At 41.0% G+C, this 18,402-nt stretch carries 17 protein-coding genes; 11 read left to right on the top strand and 6 right to left on the bottom strand.

Translation table 11 applies throughout. The features are described from left to right. Nucleotides 1-282 precede the first annotated feature (282 nt). Both V2H41_RS10335 and V2H41_RS10340 read left to right on the top strand, forming a co-directional pair. Entirely contained in the window at nt 283-1,548 is a 1,266-nt protein-coding gene (locus V2H41_RS10335) for a PAS domain-containing sensor histidine kinase (protein WP_330975077.1), read from the top strand. 39 nt (nt 1,549-1,587) lie between these two features. After that, on the top strand, nt 1,588-2,646 hold the full coding sequence (locus V2H41_RS10340; protein WP_330975078.1) for a response regulator: 1,059 nt from the start codon (nt 1,588-1,590) through the stop codon (nt 2,644-2,646). On the opposite strand, the gene V2H41_RS10345 is transcribed toward V2H41_RS10340, so the two are convergent. From V2H41_RS10345 to V2H41_RS10365, 5 genes are all read right to left on the bottom strand, one after another. Then, nucleotides 2,643-2,987, bottom strand: coding sequence for a hypothetical protein (locus V2H41_RS10345; protein ID WP_330975079.1), 345 nt, complete (start codon nt 2,985-2,987; stop codon nt 2,643-2,645). The two genes, V2H41_RS10340 and V2H41_RS10345, sit on opposite strands and share 4 nt — an antisense overlap. A 90-nt stretch (nt 2,988-3,077) precedes the next feature. Then, a complete protein-coding gene (gene nagA / locus V2H41_RS10350; RefSeq protein WP_330975080.1) occupies nt 3,078-4,190 on the bottom strand; it encodes an N-acetylglucosamine-6-phosphate deacetylase in 1,113 nt (370 codons plus the stop codon). A 17-nt stretch (nt 4,191-4,207) separates the two neighbouring features. Continuing rightward, a complete protein-coding gene (locus V2H41_RS10355) occupies nt 4,208-4,948 on the bottom strand; it encodes an RsmE family RNA methyltransferase (RefSeq protein ID WP_330975130.1) in 741 nt (246 codons plus the stop codon). Nucleotides 4,949-4,953: 5 nt separating this feature from the next. Beyond that, nucleotides 4,954-6,522, bottom strand: a complete 1,569-nt coding sequence (gene dnaB / locus V2H41_RS10360) for a replicative DNA helicase (protein WP_330975081.1) — start codon at nt 6,520-6,522, stop codon at nt 4,954-4,956. A 499-nt stretch (nt 6,523-7,021) separates the two neighbouring features. Beyond that, nucleotides 7,022-7,264 (bottom strand): hypothetical protein, encoded by a 243-nt coding sequence (locus V2H41_RS10365; protein WP_330975082.1) that lies wholly within the window; start codon nt 7,262-7,264, stop codon nt 7,022-7,024. A 20-nt stretch (nt 7,265-7,284) separates the two neighbouring features. Between V2H41_RS10365 and pheT the strand changes: the two genes are divergently transcribed. The 4 genes from pheT (at nt 7,285) to rny (ending at nt 12,216) form a co-directional block, all read left to right on the top strand. Continuing rightward, the gene (pheT, locus tag V2H41_RS10370) at nt 7,285-9,708 is read left to right on the top strand and encodes a phenylalanine--tRNA ligase subunit beta (protein WP_330975083.1); all 2,424 of its coding nucleotides are present in this window, start codon (nt 7,285-7,287) and stop codon (nt 9,706-9,708) included. Between the two features lie 58 nt (nt 9,709-9,766). After that, the gene (locus V2H41_RS10375; RefSeq protein ID WP_330975084.1) at nt 9,767-10,057 is read left to right on the top strand and encodes an SH3 domain-containing protein; all 291 of its coding nucleotides are present in this window, start codon (nt 9,767-9,769) and stop codon (nt 10,055-10,057) included. Nucleotides 10,058-10,099: 42 nt separating this feature from the next. Further along, nucleotides 10,100-10,396 (top strand): cell division protein ZapA, encoded by a 297-nt coding sequence (locus V2H41_RS10380; protein WP_330975085.1) that lies wholly within the window; start codon nt 10,100-10,102, stop codon nt 10,394-10,396. A gap of 254 nt (nt 10,397-10,650) precedes the next feature. Beyond that, on the top strand, nt 10,651-12,216 hold the full coding sequence (rny, locus tag V2H41_RS10385; RefSeq protein ID WP_330975086.1) for a ribonuclease Y: 1,566 nt from the start codon (nt 10,651-10,653) through the stop codon (nt 12,214-12,216). Between the two features lie 72 nt (nt 12,217-12,288). Here the strand turns inward: rny and V2H41_RS10390 are convergent, their stop codons facing one another. Beyond that, complete coding sequence (locus V2H41_RS10390; protein WP_330975087.1) at nt 12,289-13,446, bottom strand: hypothetical protein; 1,158 nt, start codon at nt 13,444-13,446, stop codon at nt 12,289-12,291. A gap of 236 nt (nt 13,447-13,682) precedes the next feature. Here V2H41_RS10390 and V2H41_RS10395 point away from each other — a divergent pair, with 236 nt between their 5' ends. The 5 genes from V2H41_RS10395 (at nt 13,683) to V2H41_RS10415 (ending at nt 18,344) form a co-directional block, all read left to right on the top strand. Beyond that, a complete protein-coding gene (locus V2H41_RS10395) occupies nt 13,683-14,924 on the top strand; it encodes a multidrug effflux MFS transporter (protein ID WP_330975088.1) in 1,242 nt (413 codons plus the stop codon). Nucleotides 14,925-15,011: 87 nt separating this feature from the next. Next, complete coding sequence (gene rplS / locus V2H41_RS10400; RefSeq protein WP_330975089.1) at nt 15,012-15,386, top strand: 50S ribosomal protein L19; 375 nt, start codon at nt 15,012-15,014, stop codon at nt 15,384-15,386. 152 nt (nt 15,387-15,538) lie between these two features. Continuing rightward, nucleotides 15,539-15,751 carry a Sec-independent protein translocase subunit TatA/TatB gene (locus tag V2H41_RS10405; RefSeq protein WP_330975090.1) on the top strand — a complete coding sequence of 71 codons (213 nt, stop codon included), beginning with the start codon at nt 15,539-15,541 and terminating at the stop codon, nt 15,749-15,751. 46 nt (nt 15,752-15,797) lie between these two features. Continuing rightward, entirely contained in the window at nt 15,798-17,225 is a 1,428-nt protein-coding gene (gene gatA, locus V2H41_RS10410) for an Asp-tRNA(Asn)/Glu-tRNA(Gln) amidotransferase subunit GatA (RefSeq protein WP_330975091.1), read from the top strand. Nucleotides 17,226-17,285: 60 nt separating this feature from the next. Further along, nucleotides 17,286-18,344: a lytic transglycosylase domain-containing protein gene (locus tag V2H41_RS10415; protein ID WP_330975092.1), complete on the top strand. Its 1,059-nt coding sequence runs from the start codon at nt 17,286-17,288 to the stop codon at nt 18,342-18,344. Nucleotides 18,345-18,402: the final 58 nt, after the last annotated feature.

Raw genomic sequence — 18,402 nt, forward strand, 5'->3', positions numbered from 1 at the left:
CTTCAATTCTGTGATAAATACTCTAATTATTCAGAAGGCTTGGGTCAGCAACAAACTGTATTATAAACGTACAATGCACTCTTTTTAGTGCATCAGCGATTGTAATTTTATTATAAAAAATTAACGTTAAATAATCGCCTCCATTGCAGCTGCAACTGCAACAATCTTCACCTATTAGGGCTGCGTTAGAACTATTAAATATAAGAAAATTTGTTGCAACTATTCTAATTTACCTTTTGCCCAATTACAAAGTTTTATACCTTTAGGTAATTACTGCATTTTATGGCTTCAGTGGAACATACTCAGGATGAATCTCAATGGTTTAAGGCAATGTTTGATTATGCCACTATTGGAATAATCGTTACTAATGAAAAAGGGGAAATCACCAATTTCAATCGACAGGCGGAAAAATATTTTGGTTATAGCAAGGAAGAAATTATCCATCAACCTATTGAAATTCTACTTCCTCCGGGAGCTCGAGAAAAACATATTTCCTACCGACAAGAATTCTATCATAAACCTTCCCCTCGTAATATGGGGCACGGACGGGATTTGTACGGACAGCGAAAAGATGGTAGCGTTTTCCCTGTGGAAGTAAGCCTCAGCCATTATTATATCGAAAACAAAATTTATGTTATTGCTTTTGTAATAGACATTACGGTACGTAAAAAGCAGGAAATAACTTTAGTGCAGCAGAAGGAAGAATTGGAACGTGTTACTGAAGAAATCAAAACACTTAATGCCACACTCGAAAAAAAGATTGACGACCGTACGCGTATGCTGCGCGAAACCCTGTCTGCTCTGGAGCAGTCTAAAGCCGAATTAAGCGAAGCTCTTAAAGCTGAAAAAGATTTAGGCGAGTTAAAGTCCAAATTTGTATCGATGGCTTCGCACGAATTTAAAACACCCCTCAGCACCATTTTATCTTCTGCCTATTTATTAGAACAATACAACGAATCAAACGAGCCTGCGAAGCGTATCAAGCATATCAATCGCATTAAAAACGCTGCGAATGACATGAAAATGATTTTGGATGATTTTCTTTCGCTTGATAAACTAGATGAAGGGGTGGTACAATGTTATCCCATACATCTCACGGCAAAAAAATGCATTGAAGAAATTGCCGACATCATTCAGGATATGCAAATCAATTGTAAACCCGGTCAGATCATCGAGTTTACGCACGAAGGCAATAATGATATCTATGTTGATGATCGTCTTTTAAAAAATATCTGCATCAACCTGATTTCTAACGCTATCAAATTTTCCCAAGAAAATGGGATTATAAAAGTGCATTGTCGCATTCAGCCGCACGAGCTTTCTGTGTCGGTAGAAGATAACGGCATCGGCATTTCTGAAGAGGATCAGCAGCATTTATTTGAAAGATTTTTCCGTGCCAGAAATGCCGTCAATATTCAAGGTACAGGCTTGGGATTACATATCATCGTCAAGTATTTGGAACTGATGAACGGACGCATCACCTTTAGTAGTAAATTAGATGAGGGCTCTACATTCACGGTCTTTATTCCGCAACTACCATCATCTTAAATATTTTTGCAGTACAATTCAAAGACTGAAATCAATCTAATGAAAAAAATTCTTGTCATTGAAGATAACGAAGAGGTAAGAGAAAATATTGCCGAAATACTGGAGCTTTCCAACTATGAGGTAGTTACTGCTGCCAATGGGAAGATGGGAGCCGAAATGGCTATAAAAGAAAAACCAGACCTTATCATTTGCGATGTGATGATGCCCGTGCTGGATGGTTACGGCGTCGTGTACTTGTTGCATCAGCAGCCCGAAACCCGTCATATCCCCTTTATATTCCTTACAGCTAAATCTGAAAAATCTGATTTCAGAAAAGGCATGGAACTTGGTGCGGACGATTATATTACCAAACCTTTTGAGGGCATAGAATTACTAAAAGCCGTAGAAACCCGCCTTCAAAAAGCAGAGCTGACTAAACAACACTTTTCAGCAGGGAATACGAACAATGTACCGTTTAATAAAACTACAGCGAGCCCCAATGAAAACCCGCTTATCTCCGGCAACAGGGAAGCTTACGATTATCGGAAGAAACAAATCCTGTATAACGAAGGGCAGCGTCCAAAAGCCGTGTATTATATCAAATCGGGGAAAGTGAAGATTTATAAAACCAATGAGGACGGAAAGGAATTTATCACCAACATATTAGGCGCCGGCGATTTTCTGGGTTATACCTATATCCTCGAAAATTTGCCCTACAAAGAAACCGCCGAAACATTAGAAGATGCGGAGATTATGATTATTCCTAAAGAAGAGTTCTTATCGCTTATTTCTTCTAATATCCAGGTAGCCCAGCAGTTTATACATTTGATGAGTAGCAATGTACTGGAAAAGGAAGAAGCACTGCTCAACTTAGCTTACAATACACTTCGAAAAAAAGTCGCCTACCAGCTCACTGTAATGCTGGATAAATTCAAAAGTGAAACACCCGGTACTAATGAAATTAGATTATCGAGAGATACATTGGCTCAGGTTACCGGCATTGCTACCGAATCATTGATTCGCACGTTATCAGATTTCAAATCGGAAAAACTCATCGATATAAAAGGAACGACTATTATAATTTTGAATGAAGAAAAACTGCGGCAACTCCCGTATTAAAAGTGATTGCTGACCTCCTCCGCAGCAGTATTTTGCTGTTCCAGTGTCCAGTTGTTAGTTAATGATGTTTCTACCCATACATTCCCACAACGTCGAAATACTTCGGCTCTCAAACCCAGCTTAGCAAATTGGGCTTCGAGTTCGGATACCGTTACCAATTTTCCAATGTTTATATAACCGTCCTGTTTAAGATTGGCAAAATGCAGTATGGCACGGGCTTCTTTCTTGCCTATATCATTACCGAGGAGCTTGTACAGCTCTATTCGCAAATAGGGATAATAGGCTGAAAACTGCTTCTTTATCTCTTCCGGCTTAATATCTTTTGCAATATACAGCTTCATTATAACCAATATTGCTGTAAAACTATTGCTCCGCCCAGAAGCACGTAATGATCATCATCAATTGACGAAATGATTATCATCAGGCTGCCCCTATAAAATGATAGTCTTAAAGTTTTGTAAATGGTTGTCAAAGCACACAAGCCTAGCCGGATAACCGGGTTTGATATACCCCAGCTTATCATTCATGCGTATAGCCTTAGCTACGCGACTACTGGACATTTCCACAGCTTCTTGAATGGTAACATGCAAATGCGTTACGGCATTTCGTACAGCATCAACCATGGATATTGCTGCGCCACCCAGATTGCCATAGGCATCTCTATAAAAGCCATCAATCATGGTGATACTAAGATGTTCCCAGTCGAAGCGTTGTTTTTTTCTACCCAGAAAAGAAGCATCAGAAAGCAAAATCAGTTTGTCGCCTTTTTGTTTGTATGCTATTCTAGCTGCTGCATAATGACAATGTCCTCCATCCAATATCAGTGGCGCATACACCGTGTCATTGTCAAACACCGCTCCTACCAGGCCACACTCTCTATGCCCCATTTGATTCATTGCATTATACAAGTGAGTAACCAAGCTAATACCTTTTGAAAAATAATACTGCGCTTGATCATAATTCACTGTAGTATGCCCAATAGAAATATTAATGTTACTATCGAGCAGCATTTGCAACTGCGCTTCTGTAAAACATTCCGGAGCAATCGTAATCATTTTTATTACATCGGCTCCTGCGTTTAAGATTGCCTGCAACTCTTCATTTGTAGGCTTACGAATAATATGTGCCGGATGGGCACCTCGTCTTTCTACATTAAGGAATGGACCTTCCAAATGCATTCCTAATACGCCAGGCTGTTTCTGGCGATACTGCTTAACAACCTCAATAGCTTTAAGAATGGTTTCAAATTCGGAAGAAATCAATGTAGGCAACAAAAAACCTGTGGCATGATCAATACAAGCTTGATACATGTCGTCCAAGGCAGCTTCCGAAACCTCCTTTGAGAAATATAGATCATAACCCCCATTGGGCTGAATATCAATAAAAGCGGGTGCAATATTTTTCCCCTCCACATCCATAACTGTGGCTCCGATAGGCACACGGTCAGTGATTTCCCTGATCATACCATTTTCAACAACAATGATCCGGTCGTGTATAACCTGCTCACCGTTATAAATAACGCCATTTACGATTGCATGTAACATAATATTTACCTTGTGCATTATTGAGGTATCCGCAAAAGCGCTGCGGCAGCCATGCCTGCAGTTTCTGTTCTAAGCCTTGTATCGCCTAAAGTAACAGGCCGATATCCTTTTGACAATGCTTCCTCTACTTCTTGGAGAGTAAAATCGCCCTCGGGTCCAATAAGAATAATAGATGAAGCAGTGGTGTATTTCAGTACTTCCTTATTTCCCTCTATACAATGTGCAATATACTTATGTTGAATGGCAGTATAAACATCATTACGCATCAGGGCGTCGAAGAGCATCGGTTCACAAGTCTCCACCAGCCAGGTTTGGCGGCTTTGTAGCATGGCGCTAATTAAAATATTTTCAACCCTCGTTGCTTTGATGTTTTGCTTCTCGGTACGTTTGGTAACAATCGGTATTACCCGGCTCACTCCCAGTTCTGCAGCTTTTTCAAGAAACCACTCAAAGCGGCTGTTATTTTTGGTAGGAGCGATGGCAATGGTAACTTCCGGTCCGGTTCTAGGTTTTAAAACCGCCTGCGATACACGTACCTCGCAGCGCTTTTTATGATCGTTGGTGATTACGGCGGTTAGCAGATGTCCTTTCCCATCCGTAAGATGTACTGAGTCGCCGTTTTTCATTCTCAGTACTTGAATAGCGTGGCGCGAATTATCTTCGTCCAACACCACCCCACTTTCCTTCGGGTCATAATCTTTTATGTAAAAACAGGGAAGTATATCTTCAGTTTTTCGATGAAAAAAATGCTTCTCTATTTTTTTTAGAAAGGAGCATCGTCCAGCTCGTCATCTGTCATGGTGTTCATGCGGCTCTGCGCTTGGAACAGACGCGCACCTCCGGCACTGTCATCGTCCACCGGACGCCAGTTACCGCCCGGTAAACCTATTGCACTGAGCGGATCTTCATCCCATACAACAAATTTCTGGATGTGTAACAGTGCTTTCAGTTTAATAGTTTCTAGCGAACCGTTACGGTGTTTCGCTATTTTTACCTCGGTAAGACCTCTTTGGTCTTCACCTTCGGCATTAGAATGAATATCGTAATAATCTGGACGGTACAAGAACATTACCATGTCCGCATCCTGTTCAATGGCCCCGGACTCACGCAGGTCGCTCAGTTGAGGTACGCGACTACCATCTTTAGCACCCCGTTTTTCCACCTCCCGGCTTAACTGCGACAACGCAATAATGGGAATATTAAGCTCTTTAGCCAATCCCTTCAGGTTACGGCTAATGTTACTAATTTCCTGTTCCCGGTTGGCATTGCGGTTATCCCCTGTTCCACTCATCAACTGTAAATAGTCGATAATCACCAACCCTACATTATGCTTATTTTTTAGCTTGCGACATTTAGCGCGCAATTCAAAAATATTCAAAGCAGGCGTATCATCGATAAACAATGGAGCCTGAGACAAGCGTTGAATACCTTTTGTGTATAATTGCTTCATCTCATGCTCTTCCATTTTACCACGCGCAATTTTCTCCAGATTAATTTCACTCTCGGCAGCCAAGATACGTTGTACTAGCTGGCTCGCACTCATTTCAAGAGAAAAGAATGCTACGGCCGTAGGTTTTGAAGGATTCAGTGCTGCATTTCTAGCCAGATTGAGAGCAAATGCAGTTTTACCCACCGCAGGTCGCGCCGCCAGAATGATCAGGTCGCTGTTCTGCCATCCGTAGGTTACTTTATCCAAGGTTTTAAAACCACTCGGTACGCCGGTTATATCTTCATTCCGATGTCGGAGATCTTCAATACGCTGAATGGTCTGTACCAGCACAGAGTCTACCGGCTGAATACTGCTACGCAAATGTGAATTGGTAATTTCAAACAATTTGGCCTCGGCATCATCAAGTAGCTCAAACACGTCAGTGCTATCCTCATAAGCATCGTTGATGATTTCGCCACTGATACGTATCAACTCTCGCTGGATAAATTTCTGCAGAATGATACGAGCATGCGATTCTATATTGGCAGCAGAAACTACTGCATTAGTAAGCTTGGTTACGTAATAAGGTCCACCTACCATCTCCAGTTCCTCTCGGCTCTTCAGTTCTTCTACTACGGTAAGTATATCTATAGGCTGGCTCTTATTCGCCAGAGACTGCATCGCCCTGAAAATACGCTGATGGGCATCAACGTAAAAACACTCAGGCTTCAGTATTTCAATTACAGCATCAAAAGCATTTTTCTCCAGCATTATGGCGCCCAAAACCGCCTCCTCCAGTTCTCGCGCCTGTGGTGGTACTTTCCCATAGACCATAGTGCCTAGGTCTACAGCCGTACGCCTCTTTTGCTTTCTTTCTTTTTTATTTAGATTCGTTAAATCCATTGTTCATTAACAGCGACAAAATTCCTATCATTAGTTTTTACCAACGATCCACGGGTGCCATCCAACTTATATTTCTGTAAAAATGTTTGTTGTGGTGGTTGCGATACCCTTATCTCAGAGGGCGAATTTAGACTCAAAAAAGGGTAGAAAAAAATCTTTATTTCCAAACATTTTATATACAGAAAAAAGAAGGTTATTCACATGTTCAAGCTTTTATATATTTCGTACAATAATTGATATAGCAAAGATTCTATATTACAAATTATTGATATATTCACATTCTGTAATAATAGCAAAAACCTCAAGCACCCTGATTTCCGATACTACAGCATCCGATGGTTTGCCAATCTATTTTTTACATGTCGTCGTGTTTATCACTCAATATACATCATTTAGGTGGATGTATAAACTACTATTTATGAAAACCCGTATTTACTAGGATTTATAGCATTCATCTACATCTTTAATAACATTCAAAAACATACAATGAGTACTCCGTTCATATACTCTCATTAAGTGCTATAAATATGTTCACATCACCATTCTTCACATTTTTAAACATCCCAAAGAGAATTATTTTGATAACGCTAGCTCTTAAGCTTGCCTCCTCACTCATCATTAGCGTGTACTCCTTCTTTCCAAAATTTAGAGAAGTTTTTGTTTTACCGTATTGCACTGCTTCGCAGCGCCCACTAGCAGCCAATTGCTTATCTTTGCGGCTCCCTGAAGGGATATCCTTCAAACAAAAACATATTTCAGAAGATGACTATTTCATATAATTGGCTAAGCGAGTATCTGCCGGAACCGGTGCAACCCGAAAGGCTGAGCCAGATTCTTACCTCAATAGGACTGGAAGTAGAAGCTGTAGAAACATACGAGTCGCATAAAGGAGGCTTGAAAGGCCTTGTTGTAGGTGAAGTGCTTACCTGCGAGAAGCATCCTAATGCAGATAAGCTGAAACTGACTACCGTGGATATTGGGTCTACAACCTTAAAAATTGTGTGCGGAGCCCCTAATGTGGCAGCTGGACAAAAAGTAGTAGTAGCACCCGTAGGTGTAACAATATACCCCACCGACGGAGAACCCGTTACTATGAAGCGTGCTAAAATACGTGGCGAAGAAAGTGAAGGGATGATTTGTGCCGAAGACGAAATTGGGCTGGGAACCTCGCACGATGGTATTCTGGTATTGCCTGCTGATGTCAAACCCGGCACGCCTGTAGCCAATTTATTTGAAATTTACAATGACACAATTTTCGAGATAGGGCTTACACCTAATCGTATGGATGCGATGAGCCACTGGGGTGTAGCAAGAGATGTTGCTGCTTACTTAGCTCATCACGATAAGAAAACCGTTTCTCCCAAACTACCAGAAATTGCTAAACTTCCCCCCTTCAAAGGAAAAAGCCCTATTGAAGTATCGGTAGAAAATACGGCTGCTTGTCCTAGATACAGCGGTATCTGCATTAATAATGTAACTATCGGACCCAGCCCAGTATGGCTGCAAAATAAACTTAAAGCCATCGGCGTTAAGTCTATTAATAACATTGTTGACATTACTAATTTTATCCTCCATGAAACCGGACAGCCTTTACATGCCTTCGATGCGGACAAGATTGTAGGCAATAAAGTCATTGTTAAAACGCTGCCGGAAGGCACACCTTTCGTTACGCTGGATGGCAAGGAAAGAAAACTATTGGCTTCCGACCTAATGATATGCAACGCCGAAACCGGCATGTGTATTGCCGGTGTATATGGTGGTGCTAATAGCGGGGTAACCGAAAGTACCAAAAACATTTTCTTGGAAAGTGCTTGTTTCGACAGTGTAAGCATTCGCAAAACATCCTTTGCCCATGGCTTAAGAACCGATGCGGCTACACGCTTCGAAAAAGGAACCGATATTGCAGCCACTGTCGACGTGCTGAAAAGAGCTACCGCTCTTATATTGGAATTGTGTGGCGGTGAAATCGCATCAGATATTATCGATATCTATCCGGAAGAAAAACCCAAAACTTCCATCATTCTGAAATACCACTACCTCAAAAAGCTTAGTGGCAAAAACTATCATCCTGATGCAGTAAAAAAAATATTGAAAACATTAGGATTTTCTATTGAGAAAGAAGATATCGATTCTTTAACCATCGAAGTACCGTATCACAAACCCGACATCAGTCTGCCCGCGGATATTGTGGAGGAAATTCTACGTATAGATGGACTAGACAACATTCCTATTCCTAGCTCCATTACCATGACACCCGCAGTAGAGGAGCACTATGCAGCAGAACAACTAAAGGAAAAAGTAGCCTTTTACCTTGCTGGTCTCGGCTTTAATGAAATACTTACCAACTCCATCACTAATAAGGCTTATTTCTCCGAAGAAGAACTGGCTGCAGCAGTAAAAATGAAGAATAGCTTGAGCGCAGAATTGAACATTCTTCGGCCAAGGATGACGGAAACCGGTCTAGAAGTAGTTTCCTATAACCTCAACCGTAAAAATGAAAATCTAAAGCTGTTTGAATTTGGGAAAATTTATAGTGTCAATAACAAAGGGGCTTTTAACGAAACAGAACATCTCTGTTGCTATCTCACCGGAAAAAAACACGCCGATTCTTGGAAAGGCAAAGCTCCGGCTAATGACCTATATACGCTCAAAGGAGTTGTAGAAAAAGTATTATATCTGACCGGCCTTACAAATTTCACTTATCAAGAAACTAATGATCCCACCCTGCAGTATGGTCTGTCCTTATTGGCAGGAAAGGATGAAATCGGCCGATTAGGTTTAATTCATAAAAACAAACTTGCGCAATTTGACATTAAACAATCGGTATTTTTTGCCGACCTGAACTGGGAGCTGCTATTGAAAAAAGTAAAAAACCATCAAGTACAGTTTCAACCATTACCCAAGTTCCCTTCAGTTCAGCGAGATATTGCAGTAGTCATCCCCAAATCGCTGCCTTATGCCGCAGTAGAAGAGCAGGTAAAAAAATTAAATCTTAAAAAACTACAATCCATCCAACTCTTCGATATTTTTGAAAGTGAAAAATTGGGCGCTGATAAAAAGTCGATTGCCATCAATTTCACCTTCCTGGACGAGGCAAAAACCCTTACCGATAGTGAAATTGACGGCTGGATGAACAAGATTATTCAAAGTTTGGAAAAAGATTTGCAGGCAGAAATAAGAAAATAATGGCAGTAGTGCATGCAGCCCTTGTTGGAGGATGCACTACTCCTTAAAATACAAGCCTATGTCCGAAGTTCTTGAAAACAAAATAAAAGACATACAGGAAAAGCTGCAATTACTCCTAAAACAGCATGCTGCCTTAAAAAAAGAGAACCAGCAGTTAAAAGACGCGCTGGCGGAGGCCCGTCAGCAAGTAACCGAAGCCTCTAAGCTGGCTGAATCTCTACAACATCAGCTGGATGCCCGTAAGTACAGCCAGGCCTTAATGGATCCTGAAGAAAAGAAAGCCTTTGAAAAAAAGATCAACGGGTATATCAAGGAAATAGATAAGTGTATTGCACTGCTTAGTGTATAATGTCCGGTATTACAAGATTTGTAATCACTTTAACCCACTGCCATGGAACAAAAAAATCTCATCCCTGCAAATATCAATATTGCCGATAGAATTTACCGGGTACAGATGCTCCCCGACGATGAACAGGTTGTAAGACAATCTGTAAAGCTTATCAATGATAAAATAATGGAGTTCAAAACCACCATCCCCGGAAAAGATATGCAGGATTATCTTTCCATGGTACTGGTGTGGTTTGTAACCGAAAGCGCCAATAAGTCCGTATCCCTTGCCAATGAAAGCCTACTTTTATCTCAATTACAACACATCGAATCGGTTATTGAGGAAGAACTGGAAAAATAAATACCGTAACCATAACCGTTAAAAGAGCCTTTCTTTTTTACCCTCACACCTTCGCAGCGTCTTCAGCAATGGAAAAACGAGGAGTATTGAAGCCAAATTCTAATCCTCTCCCTTATTCCAAGAAGTAAGGTTGGGCACATATTAAATCCCAAATTTATTTTATCTTCGCCCACTGCCATAAGTGTCGTGGTAGTGACGTAATTTTATATAGATAGGTAGTATTATTTGTTAAGAAAATTTAAAAATGAATTTTAATGGATCCCATAATAAGTTTTGTTATAGTGGCTGTGGTTGCCCTACTGGTTGGCATTATAGCGGGTAAATTTATTTTTGCTAAAAGCACAAAAGAAAAGATTCAGGAAGCGGAATTAAAAGCGCAAACTATCATAAAAGAGGCTGAATTAAGAGCTGAAAATATTAGAAAAGAAAAAGAATTACAGGCGAAGGAAAAAATCGTTTCTTTAAAATCAGCTCATGATAAAGAAGTAAATGAGCGCAATCGCAAACTTGCCGAAACTGAAAACCACATTAGACAAAGGGAACAGCTGTTAATTCAAAAAGAATTGACGCTGGAAAAACAGGTTAAAGACAACGACGTTATTAAGGAAAACCTTAACAAACAAATCGAAATCGTCAATAAAAAACGCACAGAGCTGGAGAAACACCAGGAAGAACATATCCGGCGTCTGGAAAAAATTGCTTCGCTTACTGCAGAAGAAGCCAAAAGCCAACTGATAGAAACTCTTAAAAACGAAGCAATAACACAGGCAATCGGCATTCAGCAGGAAATTATTGACGAGGCAAAACAGAAAGCAAATAAAGAAGCCCGTAAAATTATTATTCAAACCATTCAGCGTACTGCTGCGGAACAAGCCATTGAAAACTCAATTACCGTTTTCAATCTGGAAAGTGATGAGGTAAAAGGACAAATTATCGGTCGTGAAGGTCGTAATATTCGTGCGTTGGAAGCCGCTACTGGAGTAGACCTGATTGTGGACGATACCCCAGAAGCTATTTTATTGTCCTGCTTTGACCCGCTTCGCCGTGAGATTGCCCGACTTAGTTTACAACGCTTGGTGACAGATGGTCGTATCCACCCGGCACGCATCGAGGAAGTGGTAGAAAAAACCCGCAAACAGATCGAAGAACAGGTAATGGAAATCGGCGAACGCACCGTTATCGATTTAGGCATTCACGGTCTGCATAAAGAACTGGTAAGAATGGTAGGGCGCATGCGCTATCGTTCTTCATACGGACAAAATCTGCTCATGCACAGCCGTGAAACTGCTAATCTTTGTGCTACGATGGCTGCCGAGCTGGGATTGAACCCCAAACTGGCTAAACGCGCCGGTTTATTACACGATATTGGTAAAGTACCTGATGAAGAAAGCGAGCTAAGCCACGCACTGCTGGGTGCTAAGTTGGCCGAAAAATATGGCGAAAGCCCTGCAGTGGTAAATGCCATTGCCGCTCACCACGATGAAGTGGAAATGAAATACATTATTGCTCCTATTGTGCAGGCTTGCGACGCCATTAGTGGTGCCCGTCCGGGAGCCCGCCGCGAAATTATGCAGCAATATCTGCAACGCATTAAAGACCTCGAAAATCTCGCTGTAAGCTATCCAGGTGTAGAAAAAGCTTACGCAATTCAAGCGGGACGCGAGCTGCGTGTTATTGTAGAATCGGACAAAGTAACTGACCAAGATAGTGACAGGCTCTCCTTCGAGATTGCACAAAGAATTCAGTCGGAAATGACCTTCCCCGGACAAATAAAAGTTACTGTCATCCGCGAGAAGAGAGCTGTAAACGTGGCCAGATAATTTATTCAGACCGTCAAATAAAAAAATATATCAAAAGAGGAGCTTAAAGCTCCTCTTTCTTTTTATGCAGTATCATTGTTGCTCGGTTCTACTACTCGCTAGCCTATACATTTCATGTTCCAGCAATAATGCCAAATAGTACGCACGACATTTATAATAAAAATTGATTTTACGGCTTTTGGCAAAAATTCCCTTAATAGGATTAGGAAACACAGATGTCATATTGGCTACGAAAAAATAAAAATCGTCCAAATCTTGCTCCAAAAGCTGTATACGCGTTGATACAAGCACTCCTAACCTGAGTAATGAAGTTTGCAATAACACAGCTCGCATTCCGGCGTTTGTTTTTAATAACTCTTTTTGAATATCCCTAATCAGTAAGGATTTCAAAGCAGCTAGTTCAGGCAATTGAGGATGTGCAGCCACCAAACGCGATAGATGGTATAAAATAATCGCCGCATCTTGATAATGCGGTGCCACATAAGGCGGTCGCTTTATATGCAAGCCTGCTCGTACCATATCGCTAATGAGGTGGATGGTGGCGCTATCATGTGCCCCTAATGGAAACCCATTATCCAGCACAAATCTCAGCCCATTTGCCTGTACACAGATGTCAAAATCTATTGGCATGTTTTTGCCAAACCAGGTAGCATAGGCTTTACGATTCTTATAGCGCTTGTAGGTATTTCTAATACGTAAGGTATTGCCATTAGCATGGCGAGCGATCAACTGTTTGACGGCCTGTTTAAGGCTGTCGGGAAAATCAGCAGAAAGGTAAATAATGGCCGTATCATCTAAGTCATCGGGCAAAATATATTTGCTTCTGCTGGAAAAATATTTACTGTTAGGAAAGTGCCTAGAAGGATTCGTCTGCCAAAAATTGTAAGTGGGCCCTCCTTCTTTGTTTCTGTATAAAGGATAATTAACAATTGCACGCGCTGCAATGCTGTCTACCAATTGCTGATTTTGCAAGGATAGTGCATCGCGAATGCTTTTCAAAGTCCATACAATAAGACCGGTAAAAAATATATTATCATCTTCTTTTTCGTTATACCGAAATCCTAAATAACAACGTTGGGAAGGAAACAAGCCAGCATTATAATAAATATCCGACTTACTTTTCTGCAAGCCTACAATAGCATTTAACAAAGAATCTACATAAGCATTCTGGCCCCGAATAGTCGGGGTTATTGATAATATCCATACGAGAATCCAACAAATTCGTAACATGCTTTGTTATTGTGTGATAATCTTACAAAAGTACATTACGGGAAAGCGTTTCGGCATCACACAGTGTGTATATTTTATTTCAGCAATTAATTTAAATTGAATAATATTGCCGCTCTAACCGGTGCAGAATTATATTCTCTTCCTTCATTACCGAATATCTGAAAAACCGTGAACAGAATATTCTATCTGCATAATTATTTATTCCGATGCTTGCCCGATAAAAATGAGCATAAAATATGAAGGGCAATAACAAAGCTGTAAAAATATTCATTCTAGGATTGTTGAGTGCAATCGGCCCCTTTTCGATCGACATGTATTTGCCGGGGTTCCCCAGTATTGCTAAAGAATTAAATACGGATGTAAGTAATATATCCTTGACGCTTTCCAGCTTTTTCATCGGTATTTCATCCGGCCAGTTGATTTACGGCCCCTTATTGGACAAATATGGTCGTAAAAAACCGCTGTATTTCGGGCTCTCGCTTTACATTCTTGCTACACTCGGTTGTGCACTGGCCACTTCGGTACATATGCTTATAGGGTTACGTTTTCTACAGGCTATTGGAGGTTGTGTGGGTATGGTAGCTTCAAGGGCCATGGTACGTGACCTGTTTGATGTGGAAGAAAATGCAAAAATCTTTTCCCTTTTGATGCTGGTGGTAGGAGTATCACCTATTATAGCCCCTACATTAGGTGGTTATATTACTGCAGTATTGGGCTGGAGGTATGTTTTCGGAGCGCTAGTGCTCATTGGTGTAATAATTCTGGTGCTTTGCATCACCATCTTGCCAGAAAGCAAAAAGCCTAACCCCAATTATTCTTTGGCTCCTAGGGCTATTTTAGGAAAATTTGCTGACGTGTTCAGACAATCGCAGTTCGTTATTTATGCGATAACCGGAGCTTTTACGGCTGCAGGCTTGTATGCCTACATCGCCGGTTCGCCACATGTTTTTATGGAAATCTTTGGGGCCAGCGAGGAGCAATACGGGTGGATATTTTCCATTGTTGCGGGCGGGTTGATATTAGCAACTCAGATCAACGCACAAATATTAAGGTTCACTACCAGCCAAAAAATCGTGCCCCGTGCCATTCTGCTGCAATGCTTTACCGGATTATTGCTGTTGGCAGGATTCATATGGCATTGGTGGGGACTTAACAGCAGCGTGGTAATTTGCTGTATTTTTCTGGCCTGCCAAGGCTTTACTTTCCCCAACGCTTCGGCCATTGCCATAGCCCCTTTCGAGCAGAATGCAGGTAGCGCATCGGCCCTGATGGGATGTATTCAGATGTTAGCCGGTACACTTTCCTCGGCACTGGTAAGTATTTTTCACAACGAAACTGCCATTCCCATGGCATTTGTAATGGCTTTATGCGCCTTTACGGCCCTGACGGTACTGGTTACGGGTAAGCGCATCGTAAAATATAAATGCAGTCAGCAACAGGTCGAAAAAAAGAGTACCGAAATGCTGAGCGAGATATAAAAACACCCTCTCAGCAAAAAGTTTTTATCACAGGGGGTGGAATTTTGATAAATTCCCCTTACCTTTGCAGTCCTTAAAAATAAAGTTATGAGCAGCGCAGTAGCTTTCGTTCATGAGCAATTGACTCAAAAAAAGAACTTCCCCGCTTTCAAAGCAGGTGATAATATTACTGTAAATTACAGAATTATAGAAGGAAATAAAGAGCGTATCCAGTCTTTCAAAGGTGATGTGATTAAAAAACAAGGAACTGGAAGTACTGCTACCTTTACTGTAAGAAAAATTTCTGATGGTATCGGAGTAGAAAGAGTATTCCCTTACGCTTCTCCTAATATCGAATCCATCGTAGTTAATAAAGTAGGGCAAGTACATAGAGCTAAACTTTACTACCAAAGAAAAAGAAGTGGTAAGAGCGCTCGTATTCGTGAAAAACGTATGGTTGCTGCTGCAGCTGATAAAGCATAAATCAGTTTTAAAATATTATAAATCTCATATAAAAATCCCGCTTAATGCGGGATTTTTATATATAGGATTGTTGACTATTTGAAAATTTTTAAAATACTAAACAACCGGCATAGCCATTCTTCTCGTATCTTTGATAACTAATTTTATCAATCATGACAAGTGTTCAACTTTTAGCTTTAGGTACTAACGAGGTTATTATCATTGCAATAATTGTGTTACTGTTATTCGGTGGCCGTAAAATTCCCGAGCTGATGAGAGGGTTGGGTAAAGGCGTGCGTGAGTTCAACGACGCTAAGGATAATGTAAAGAGAGAGCTGGAAGAAACAGCCAATACTATTTCTAGCGAACCTAAAAAGCCTGAATAACAGTATTCTATTTCGTTTATTTTATTGACTTTCAAAGCATAACCTCTTGCCGGATTTTATATCTATTGCAGATTATCATAAAAGACTGGAAGAAGGTAGTACCTCCTGTTTAGCTACTGTGGAGGAATACCTGGCTGCGATTGAAGCCAAAAAGCATTTGAATGCTTTTGTAGAAGTATATGCCGATGAAGCCAGAGCTCGTGCCAAAGAACTGGATGCATCCACCGCTCCAAAAGGCAAACTCCATGGTGTTGTTATCGGGATTAAAGATGTTATATGCCATAAAGGCCATAAAGTAACCGCCGCATCCAAAATTCTAGAAGGATTTACTGCTGTATTTTCTGCCACTGCTGTAGAACGGTTATTAGCCGAAGGAGCTATTATCATTGGGCGACTCAACTGTGACGAGTTTGCTATGGGCTCCACCAATGAGAACTCTGTTTACGGGAAAGTGCTCAACGCCGCAGATGAAACCCGCATTTCCGGAGGATCTTCTGGAGGGTCAGCTGTGGCCGTACAGGCCGGTTTGTGTATGGCCTCTCTAGGATCAGACACAGGAGGCTCGGTACGTCAGCCTGCCGATTTTTGTGGGATTGTTGGACTGAAACCTACTTATGGCCGCATCTCCCGATACGGATTGATTGCCTATGCATCTTCTTTTGATCAAATTGGAATATTTTCCCAAAATATACCCGATGCCGCATTATTGCTCGAAGTAATTGCCGGTCCAGATGAATATGACAGCACTGTATCGCTGAAACCGGTTCCCCAATATTCAAAAGAGCTAAAAAAAGAGCAAAAAAGCTATAAAATAGCCTATTTTCCTGAGGCTTTGAACCACGAAAGCCTTGACCCAGAAATTGGTGCAGCAATTAAAAATAAATTGGAAGAGTGGCAATCTCAGGGACATACTGTTGCACCGGTTACCTTTGATCTACTGGATTACATTGTTCCAGCATACTATATTCTTACTACTGCAGAAGCTGCATCCAACCTGTCAAGATACGATGGTGTAAAATATGGATACCGACATCCGGTACAGAACGACGCGGATTTGGATATATTTTACAAAAACAACCGTTCGGCAGGTTTCGGCTGGGAAGTGAAAAGGCGCATTATGCTGGGTAATTTTGTGCTCAGCTCGGGATATTACGATGCTTATTTCACTCAAGCACAAAAAGTAAGGAAACTTTTAACAAATAAGTTAACATTGATTTTCAATGATTTCGATTTTATCTGTATGCCTACGGCTCCCTCAGTAGCCTTTAAAATTGGGGAAAAAATGACGGACCCTATATCGATGTATATAGCTGATATATATACAGTTATGGCTAATTTAACCGGGGTGCCGGGGATTGCCTTGCCGCTTTTCCAGCATTCGCGATACCATATGCCTTTTGGCCTGCAACTCATGTCATCTCATTTTAATGAGTTACCTTTGCTTTCTTTCAGCCACAATATTTTGGCTAATTAAACGTTATTAAGGGAGCAAAATACCAAACAACCTTTGACTTCTTTAAAACATCTAAAAGGAATGACAAGTAGTAAAAAGACATCAAGGCGCTATGGATTGGTGGTGGTATTTTCTGCTCTTTCCACACTTTCATTTGCTCAAATTAATCCGCTGGTAACAGCAAACCCTGTTACCGCTAATAATGCGGCCTCATCGGTAAAAAAGGCGGATCCCAAAGATGGGTTTAAAAACGTATTTGAGAATACCAACGCGCTTAACTCAGCATCATCGAGTATAAAGAATATTAATTTCGATCATCTCAACCCGCAGGCACTTAGTTTTGTCCAGGATTATATAGAAAAACACTATGAATCTCTAATGGACATGCAAAATTGGGCACGCCCTTATTTTGATATGATGGATGATGTGCTCACCCAAAATAATGTGCCCAAACAAATGAAATATCTTGCTGTAATTGAATCGCATCTTCGTGCTTCAGCGGTTTCTTGGGCAGGTGCTGTGGGCCCTTGGCAGTTTATGCCAGCTACAGCCCGAACATTGGGGCTTCGAGTGGATCGCCGCGTAGATGAAAGAAGAGATTATCTAAAAAGTACAAAAGCTGCAGCTAAATATCTTAATTACCTGTTTGACATCTATGGCGACTGGTTATTGGTAGTAGCTGCTTATAACTGCGGCCCTGGAAGAGTGAATTCGGCCATCGCAAAAGCCGGTTCTAGTGACTTCTGGAAACTGCAATACCATCTTCCCGCAGAAAGCCGTAATCATGTGAAAAAATTCATTGCTACACACTATATCATGGAAGGAAAAGGTGGTGTAACCACAGTATCCAAAGAAAAAGCGTTAGCAATGATGGAAACTGTAAAGGACGAGGCAACTCACAAAGACGTGAAAGTTCAGACTATCAATGGCCGATATAAAGTGAAAGCCATTGTAAAATATCTGGGTATGGATGAGGAAACATTCAATCAGCTAAATCCTAATTTCGAGCAGGTTTTGGCCGCCAATAACTCGTACCAGCTGAAACTCCCGGTGGAGCAAATGGAAACTTTTATGTCCAAGAAAAATGAAATGCTTAACGAATCTATTCAGATGCTGATTAATCCTGAATATAGAAACTAATTATACAGTATTTCAACTCAAAAACGCAGGTAAATATACCTGCTTTTTTTTAAGATTA

The sequence above is a fragment of the Niabella digestorum genome (assembly GCF_036409055.1).
GTDB classification, from domain to species: Bacteria; Bacteroidota; Bacteroidia; order Chitinophagales; family Chitinophagaceae; genus Niabella; species Niabella composti.

Coding starts and splice junctions, on each gene's coding strand:
- rny (WP_330975086.1), top strand. CDS start 10,651: ATGGATCCCATAATAAGTTTTGTTATAGTGGCTGTGGTTGCCCTACTG.
- dnaB (WP_330975081.1), bottom strand. CDS start 6,522: ATGGATTTAACGAATCTAAATAAAAAAGAAAGAAAGCAAAAGAGGCGT.
- V2H41_RS10380 (WP_330975085.1), top strand. CDS start 10,100: ATGGAACAAAAAAATCTCATCCCTGCAAATATCAATATTGCCGATAGA.
- V2H41_RS10405 (WP_330975090.1), top strand. CDS start 15,539: ATGACAAGTGTTCAACTTTTAGCTTTAGGTACTAACGAGGTTATTATC.
- V2H41_RS10415 (WP_330975092.1), top strand. CDS start 17,286: ATGACAAGTAGTAAAAAGACATCAAGGCGCTATGGATTGGTGGTGGTA.
- V2H41_RS10345 (WP_330975079.1), bottom strand. CDS start 2,987: ATGAAGCTGTATATTGCAAAAGATATTAAGCCGGAAGAGATAAAGAAG.
- nagA (WP_330975080.1), bottom strand. CDS start 4,190: ATGTTACATGCAATCGTAAATGGCGTTATTTATAACGGTGAGCAGGTT.
- V2H41_RS10395 (WP_330975088.1), top strand. CDS start 13,683: ATGAAGGGCAATAACAAAGCTGTAAAAATATTCATTCTAGGATTGTTG.
- V2H41_RS10335 (WP_330975077.1), top strand. CDS start 283: ATGGCTTCAGTGGAACATACTCAGGATGAATCTCAATGGTTTAAGGCA.
- V2H41_RS10390 (WP_330975087.1), bottom strand. CDS start 13,446: ATGTTACGAATTTGTTGGATTCTCGTATGGATATTATCAATAACCCCG.
- rplS (WP_330975089.1), top strand. CDS start 15,012: ATGAGCAGCGCAGTAGCTTTCGTTCATGAGCAATTGACTCAAAAAAAG.
- V2H41_RS10375 (WP_330975084.1), top strand. CDS start 9,767: ATGTCCGAAGTTCTTGAAAACAAAATAAAAGACATACAGGAAAAGCTG.
- V2H41_RS10340 (WP_330975078.1), top strand. CDS start 1,588: ATGAAAAAAATTCTTGTCATTGAAGATAACGAAGAGGTAAGAGAAAAT.
- pheT (WP_330975083.1), top strand. CDS start 7,285: ATGACTATTTCATATAATTGGCTAAGCGAGTATCTGCCGGAACCGGTG.